Source organism: Pseudomonas sp. FW305-3-2-15-E-TSA4 (assembly GCF_058787295.1).
The window spans coordinates 136,518-144,173 of sequence record NZ_JBYSZP010000016.1 but is presented as its reverse complement, the minus strand read 5'-3'; the positions used below and the strand labels follow the sequence as shown (position 1 = coordinate 144,173).

Sequence of the window (7,656 nt, the reverse complement as noted above, 5' to 3'; positions counted from 1 at the left end):
CGAAGAATTTGAATTAGATGAAAAAGTCGAGGCGGAAATAGATCGGCGCTTCGCGCTCGGTCAGCACATCCGGACGTTCGAGTGAGTGAGCCAAGGTCACGCTGGCAGCCACATGCTCACCGCGGGCGAACAGTTCCAGCGAGTTGCTCGACATGCGTCCGTGCTGATCACCGTTGTAACGGTCGCCGCGAATAACGCCTTGGTCGTAACCGAGGCTGGTGCCGTATTCAGCGAACACCGGGCGCAGCCATTCGGCCGTGACCGGTCGGCTCCAGCGCAGGTCGTTGCGCCAGTAGCCGCCGCTGTCGCCGGACAACGACTGATCCTTGTAGCCACGGATCGACGCTGACCCGCCAAGGCTGGTGCGCTGCGGACTGAACAGCACGTCTTCGCTGCGCTGGCCGGTCATCAGGCTGCTGAAGCTAAAGGATTCGCCCCATACCTTGAACGGCTGCAGGTAGCTCAGAGTCGCGGTGTATTTGCGGTAGCGTGCGTCGGGCTCGCCGGGGCCTGGATCGTGGCTGCCCTGCGCATCGAACGCGCCGATGCCTTCCTGCATGCCGGCGTCGAAGTTGACGAAGGCGCTGCCGATGCGGCGACCGTGGTTGAAGCCGAACTGCGCTTCGCTGATGCGGTTGCTGCTCAGCTTGAGCTTGCTGTCTTCGATGTAGTTGTTGGTGCGCAGGTAGGACAGCCCGGCGCTGAGCGAAGTCTTGCTCACCGAGTCGCGATGGATCACTCGCTCGGCGCGCAATTGATGGTTTTCGCTGTCGCCGGTCTGCTTGAAGTTGTAGCCGTTGGCGGCGATCTGCGAGCGGTAGTCGCTCTGGCTGTAGGTGTAGCTGAAGTTCCACCAGCCCCACGGCAGGTTGTAATTGAGCATGGCGTTGCTGGAGGTGTGCTGGTGATCGGTCATTGCGTCGTGACCGCCGCGCAGGCTCAACTGATCGGCCAGGCCCAGCGGGCTGTCCCAATCGAAAGTGGTGCCCCACTGCTGTTCACCGGTGCTGCGCTGGCCGTCGTTGCTGCGCGACAGTCCGGCACGCCATGGCTTCTGCGGGTTATTGGTGACCAGCACTTCACTGCCGCCGACGTTCTTGCCCGGCGCCAGCTCCATCTTGGCCTGATTGGACGGCAGGCGATTGAGCTGATCGACCATCTGCTCGATCTCGCGCAGGTTGACCAGTTCGCCGGACTTGCCGGGAAACGCCATCGCCAGTTCGCGCTCCGAAAGCTTGCTGTTCTCGGCGCCTTTCATGCCTTCCAGTTTGCCTTCGACCACCAGCACTTTCAGGTGCCCGCCGGACAGATCCTGCTGCGGCAGGTAGGCGCGGCTGGTGACCAGGCCTTTCTCGATGTAATGGTCGGTGATGACCTTGAGCAACTCGTTGAGTTGCGGCACCCCGAGGCACTGGTCGATGTAGGGTTTGAGCAGACGGGTTTTGTCGCTGTCGGACAGACTGTCGGCGCCCTTGAGCTCGATGTCCTTGATCGGGAAACAGCGGGTGTCGGTGGGCGCTGCCGGTTGCGCAGGCTTGGCATCTTTGCCGGGCAGGTCCTTGAGTTCTTCCAGACGTCGCTGCTGCTCTTCAAGCAGGCGATTCTGGCGATCGCGGATCAGGTCGGTTTCACCGGGAGTGGGTGCAGCGAAGGCAATCTGAAGTGGAGACAGGCACAGCAAAGCTGCGCACAACCTCGCCGCGAGGGCGGGTGGGTACATGTTCGATCCCTCGATACGGAATGACATCAAAATAGTGGCGCGATATTAGATGGCCATCATTTTGACGTCAAACAATCGTTTCAACCTTTTGTCGGGTTTGTAACAGGGATTGAACAATCGACGCGGCTGCGGTTTTCCGAGGGGAATCCTTGGTTCAGTGCGCAACGCCCAACTTCGTCGCCACGTCCTGAGGTGCCAGTAAGCGGCCATCCGCTGAACGCAATTCCAGTTTCCTGATCGGCTGCCGCTGATGCGCATCAACCATCACCGAACCCGGCTCACCCGGCGCATACAGGTGCTCCCCGCCCCACTGCGACAGCGCGACGATCACCGTCTGCAAGGCCTTGCCGCGTTCGGTCAGCACGTATTCCTTATAGGCACCGCCATCGGCGGCCGGCACGGTTTGCAGGATCCCCTGCTCGACCAAGGCCTTGAGCCGGGCGCTGAGCATGTTCTTGGCGATATCCAGATTCTTCTGAAAATCACTGAAGCGGCGAATGCCCTCCAGCGCATCGCGGATGATCAGCAGCGACCACCAGTCGCCGATCAGGTCCAGCGTACGGGCGACCGGGCAGGCGTTGCCGTGCAGGCTTTTGCGCTTCACAGGGTGTTTCTCCATCAAAACCGGCGTGTGGTTGCATCTTACAACTGTGACGCTGGAAAAGAACCACGCCACCCGCCATGGCAATTGAGCACTTGCGTACAAGTGACAGCCGCGATTTGCACCGATAGTGATGGGCGGCCATTGCGGCATCCGGCCTTCCTGAACGATTGCCCACAGCAAGGAGTTTCCATGAGCACATTCACTACCGATGACGGCACACAGATCTATTTCAAGGACTGGGGCAGCGGCAAACCCGTACTGTTCAGCCATGGCTGGCCGCTGGATGCCGACATGTGGGAATACCAGATGGAATACCTGAGCAGTCGCGGCTACCGCACGATTGCCTTCGACCGCCGTGGTTTCGGGCGCTCCGATCAACCGTGGGCCGGCTACGACTACGACACCTTCGCCGATGACATCGCGCAACTGATCAACCACCTCGACCTGCGCGACGTCACGCTGGTGGGCTTCTCCATGGGCGGCGGCGACGTCAGCCGTTACATCGCCCGCCATGGCAGCGAGCGCGTTGCCGGGCTGGTACTGCTCGGTGCAGTGACGCCACTGTTCGGCAAGAAAGCCGACTACCCGCAAGGTGTCGACACCTCGGTGTTCGACGGTATCAAGGCAGGTCTGCTCAAGGATCGCGCGCAGTTCATCGCGGATTTCGCCGCGCCGTTCTACGGCACCAATCAGGGCCAGAAAGTCTCCGATGGCGTGCTCACGCAAACCCTGAACGTCGCCCTGCTCGCCTCGCTGAAAGGCACCGTGGATTGCGTCACCGCATTCTCGCAAACCGACTTCCGTCCGGACATGGCGAAGATCGACGTACCAACCTTGGTGATCCACGGCGACGGCGATCAGATCGTGCCGTTCGAAACCACCGGCAAGCAGGCGGCGGCACTGATCAAAGGCGCCGAGTTGAAGGTCTACGCCGGAGCACCGCACGGTTTTGCCGTGACACACGCCCAGGCGCTGAACGAAGACCTGTTGGGTTTCCTGAACCGCTGATGTGCGTCGGCGCGACAACCTTCTGCGAGTGGTTGTCCGCCTGCCTCAATCTGCCATCAACGCTGCCAGTGCCAACGCGTTACCCAGCGCGGCACCACTGGCAGTGTTGTCGAAGATGCACCAGACTGCGGCCCCCTCTGCTGCCGCGACTTTCATTTGCTCTGCCAGCGCGTGCAGATAACGCTCATCGTAGGCGCTGTGGTAGATGCGTGGCGAACCGTGTAACCGCCAATAGCGCAAACCCGCCCAGCCCTGCGCCGAACCATCGGTAGTGATCCGCGACGGATCGACCACGACCTGGGCAATCCGATACGTCTGCAACATCGGCGCCGCCGCCACCCATGACTCATGCCGAGGCTCAAGCATTACGGCACCGGCGAAGCGTTGGCGCAACGCCACGAAAAACGCTTCGACAACTTCAGGTGTGAATGTCAGCGACGGTGGCAGTTGCACCAGCAAACACCCCAGCCGATCGGCCAGGCCTTCGCACTGCCCGAGAAACTCATCCAGCGCTTGCTCACAGTTTTGCAGACGCAACTCATGAGTAATCTGCTTCGGCACCTTCACTGAAAAGCGAAAGCCCGGCGGCACCGAATCCGCCCAGCGCGCATAGGTCTGACGCCGATGCGGGCGATAGAACGAGCTGTTGATTTCCACACAGTTGAACTGCGCGGCATAACGTTGAAGATGCGTGCCCTCGGCCGGAAACTGCGGCCAATACTCACGCCCCAGACTCCAGCCTGCGCAACCGATGAACATCAAAAAAGCACCCTCGCCGCTTCACGCATGAAAATCTCCACGGTCTTCGTTCACAGATTTCAGGGACGGCGAAATACCTGTGGGAGCTGGCTTGCCAGCGAAGGCGTCGATACATCCACAAACGCTGTGCCTGACACAACGCTTTCGCGAGCAAGCTCGCTCCCACAGGGTTCAGCGGCGCTCACAGATTTGGAGCGCGACGAAGCGCCTACACGATTATTTTTTGCCGGGCAGGACGCTGGCCAGCACCTGCTTGGCGGCTTGCACGATCACGCCCGCCTCGTCCGGGTCGCCTTTGAGCAAGGTCGTGGCAAATTTCTTCGCCTGTTCGAGCTTGATGTGCGGCGGCAATGGCGGCACGTTGGGGTCGGTCTTGAACTCGATCAGCACCGGTACGTCCGAGGCCAGTGCCTGCTCCCAGGCGGCGGCGACGTCTTCTTCGCGGTCGACGAAAATTCCTTTCAGGCCGATGGAAATGGCGAACAGGTGATACGGCACGTCGGGAATGCTTTGCGAGGCTTCGAACTTCGGATCGCCCTCCATCACCCGCTGCTCCCAGGTGACCTGATTCAGGTCCTCGTTGTTGAACACCGCACAGATCCACTTCGGGCTGTCCCACTGGCGCCAGTATTTGGCGACGGTGATCAGCTCGGCCATGTTGTTCATCTGCATCGCGCCGTCACCCACCAGCGCAATCACCGCGTGCTCGGGATGCGCAAACTTGGCGGCAATCGCGTACGGCACGGCAGCGCCCATCGAGGCCAGGCCACCGGACAACGAACACTGCATGCCCCGGCGGATTTTCAGGTCACGGGCGTACCAGTTGGCGCAGGAGCCCGAGTCGCTGGTGATGATCGCCTGATCCGGCAGGCGCGGTGACAGCTCATACACCACCCGCTGCGGATTGATCGGATCGGCTTTGGACATCGCGCGTTTTTCCAGGGTCTTCTCCCAGGTACTGCGCCAGCCTTCGATTTTCTTGCGCCATTTGTGCGAAGTTTTCTGTTCGAGCAACGGCAGCAGTGCAGCAAGGGTTTCGGCGGAGTCGCCGACCAGATTGACCTCCATCGGATAACGCAGGCTGAGCATGTCTGGCTGCAGATCGATCTGCACGCCACGCGCCTGACCTTCCTTGGGCAGGAACTCGGCATAGGGGAAACCCGAGCCGATCATCAGCAAGGTGTCGCACTCGTGCATCATCTTGTAGCTCGGTTCGGTGCCCAGCAGGCCGATGCTACCGGTGACCCACGGCAAATCGTCCGGCAGCGCAGCCTTGCCGAGTAACGCCTTGGCGACCCCGGCACCGAGTTTTTCCGCAATGGCGATCACTTCATCCGTTGCCTGCAGTGCGCCGGCGCCCACCAGAATCGCGACTTTTTCACCGCTGTTCAGCACATCAGCGGCGCGCTGCAGATCGGCCTCGTAGGGCAGCACTTTCGGCTTGGTGTAACCGACGCCGGAATGCGCGGTGCCATGCGCCCGCGCCGGTGGCTCATACTCAAGATCCTGCAAATCATTGGGCAGGATGATCGCCGTCACCCGCCGCTCGCCAACCGCCGTACGCACGGCGCGGTCGAGCAAATGCCGAACCTGCGACGGCGCCGACGCCTGCTGCACAAACGCCCCGGCCACATCCTTGAACATCGAGACCAGGTCCAGCTCCTGCTGGTAATGACTGCCAAGCGCCGTCCGCGCCTGCTGGCCGACAATCGCCAGCACCGGTTGATGATCCATGCGTGCGTCGTATAACCCGGTGATCAGGTGCGAAGCACCCGGTCCCGAAGTGGCGATGCACACGCCCAACTCGCCCGTGAACTTGGCGTGGGCCGAGGCCATGAAAGCGGCCATTTCTTCGTGTCGCGCCTGAACGAATTCGATCTTGCCATTGGCTCGGGCGAGCGCGCCGAACACGCCGTTGATGCCGTCTCCCGGATAACCAAAAATCCGCGTGACGCCCCATTGGCTGAGCCGCTCAACCAGAAAATCTCCCACTGTCGTCGTCATCTCGTTCCTCGCCTGTCACCTGTGCATGAAGCCTGCCCGGCGAGATATCCGCCGGGCAGTACATGGGTCTGGACAGCTTGGGAGCGCGCGAAGTTTCGATTGTTTTTACCCGACGGCGTTGCCGAGCCGCTCCCTGTAGGAGCTGACGAAGGCTGCGATCTTTTGATCTTCAAAAACAACATCAAAAGATCGCAGCCTTCGGCAGCTCCTACAGGTTCAAGTGGTTCAACTGGTAGCGGGCATGGGTGAAGGCCACTCGGCCTCATCGATTTGCGCCAGACTCAGGTGCGCCGTTTCTCTGAGCAGCAATGAACACAGCGCCACGATGCCCAGCGCAATCGCACCGTAAACTGCCACCCCGAAGGCGTTGTGATTGTTGGCGATCAGAATCGCTGTGGCCGCACTGGAGGCTGTCCCGCCGCCCAGCGCCGCACCGATCTGATAAGCAGCCGACATTCCCGAATAACGCATGTGTCGCGGAAACTGCTCCGCCAGAAACGCGGGAATCGGCCCCTGCGTCGCACCCATGAACGCACCGATGGCGACGTAGGCGGCGGTTGAAACCAGCAGGCTCTTGAGGCCGACCAGCGGGAAGAACGCAAAAAAACCGAGGGCCATGATCACCGCGCCGAGGATCATTACCTTGCGGCGTCCGATGCGATCCGAGAGCAAGGCAAACAACGGCGCAGTGATCACAATGGCGATCGACAGCGACAAGTCGAAAACCAGCGCATCGGTGCTGCCATAGCCCAGTTGCGTGGCGTACGACAGAAAGAACGTGCTGCCGATGTAGGCGATGGTCACGTAGCCGAAAGCGATACCGGTGCACAGCAGCATGGCTCTGGGCCGTGCGCGCAGCGCTTCGAGCAACGGCATGCGCACGTGCGTCTGCGGTTCGGCGGGTTGTTCAAGCGGTTTTTGCAAGCGCGCATACAGACCGATCAGCACCAGCACGCCACCGAGCCAGAATGGAATACGCCAGGCAAATCCGGTCAGGTCATCGTGCGACGCGACACTGACAATGGCGAAAACCCCGGCGCCGAGAATCCCGCCGATTCCGATGCCCATGCTGGTGAAACTGCCCCACAGACCACGTCGTCCGGGCGGCGCCGACTCGATGCCGAACAGCGCCGCACCGCCCCACTCGCCACCGGCGGCAAAGCCTTGCACCAGCCTGAGCAGCACCAACAACACCGGTGCGCCAGCACCAAGGGTCGCATAGCCCGGCAGACACCCGATCAACAAAGTGCTCAGGCCCATCAACAGCAGCGTGATCACCAGCATTTTCTGCCGGCCGAGTTTGTCGCCGTAATGCCCGAATACCATGCCGCCAAGGGGCCGGGCAAAGAACCCGGCACCAAAGGCGCCGAACGCCACCAGCGTCGCGGTCAGCGGGTCCATCTGCGGAAAGAACACCTTGGGAAACACCAGCGCGGCGGCGGTGCCGTATATCACGAAGTCGTAAAATTCCAGGGCGGTGCCCATGCCGGAGACGAAAAACGTCCTCAGCGCAGACGGGGAACCGCTCGTGCGATCAATCTCGGTAGCCATGTGCAATGCT

The 7,656-nt window shown here is 61.1% G+C and carries 6 protein-coding genes; 1 reads left to right on the top strand and 5 read right to left on the bottom strand.

The genetic code is table 11. The features are described from left to right. Nucleotides 1-13: 13 nt before the first annotated feature. Both AC3WMV_RS22060 and AC3WMV_RS22055 read right to left on the bottom strand, forming a co-directional pair. Nucleotides 14-1,720, bottom strand: a complete 1,707-nt coding sequence (locus tag AC3WMV_RS22060; RefSeq protein ID WP_103368580.1) for a ShlB/FhaC/HecB family hemolysin secretion/activation protein — start codon at nucleotides 1,718-1,720, stop codon at nucleotides 14-16. A 154-nt stretch (nucleotides 1,721-1,874) separates the two neighbouring features. Continuing rightward, nucleotides 1,875-2,324 carry a winged helix-turn-helix transcriptional regulator gene (locus AC3WMV_RS22055; RefSeq protein WP_097090367.1) on the bottom strand — a complete coding sequence of 150 codons (450 nt, stop codon included), beginning with the start codon at nucleotides 2,322-2,324 and terminating at the stop codon, nucleotides 1,875-1,877. A gap of 189 nt (nucleotides 2,325-2,513) precedes the next feature. Here AC3WMV_RS22055 and AC3WMV_RS22050 point away from each other — a divergent pair, with 189 nt between their 5' ends. Then, entirely contained in the window at nucleotides 2,514-3,332 is an 819-nt protein-coding gene (locus AC3WMV_RS22050; RefSeq protein WP_103368581.1) for an alpha/beta fold hydrolase, read from the top strand. 45 nt (nucleotides 3,333-3,377) lie between these two features. Here AC3WMV_RS22050 and AC3WMV_RS22045 read toward each other — a convergent pair whose 3' ends face one another. The 3 genes from AC3WMV_RS22045 to AC3WMV_RS22035 all read right to left on the bottom strand — a co-directional run bounded on the left by AC3WMV_RS22045 (nucleotide 3,378) and on the right by AC3WMV_RS22035 (nucleotide 7,646). Continuing rightward, nucleotides 3,378-4,091, bottom strand: a complete 714-nt coding sequence (locus AC3WMV_RS22045; protein WP_103368582.1) for a DUF72 domain-containing protein — start codon at nucleotides 4,089-4,091, stop codon at nucleotides 3,378-3,380. A 216-nt stretch (nucleotides 4,092-4,307) separates the two neighbouring features. Then, nucleotides 4,308-6,095, bottom strand: a complete 1,788-nt coding sequence (locus AC3WMV_RS22040; protein WP_027613041.1) for a thiamine pyrophosphate-requiring protein — start codon at nucleotides 6,093-6,095, stop codon at nucleotides 4,308-4,310. Between the two features lie 225 nt (nucleotides 6,096-6,320). After that, the gene (locus tag AC3WMV_RS22035) at nucleotides 6,321-7,646 is read right to left on the bottom strand and encodes an MFS transporter (RefSeq protein WP_027613040.1); all 1,326 of its coding nucleotides are present in this window, start codon (nucleotides 7,644-7,646) and stop codon (nucleotides 6,321-6,323) included. Nucleotides 7,647-7,656: the final 10 nt, after the last annotated feature.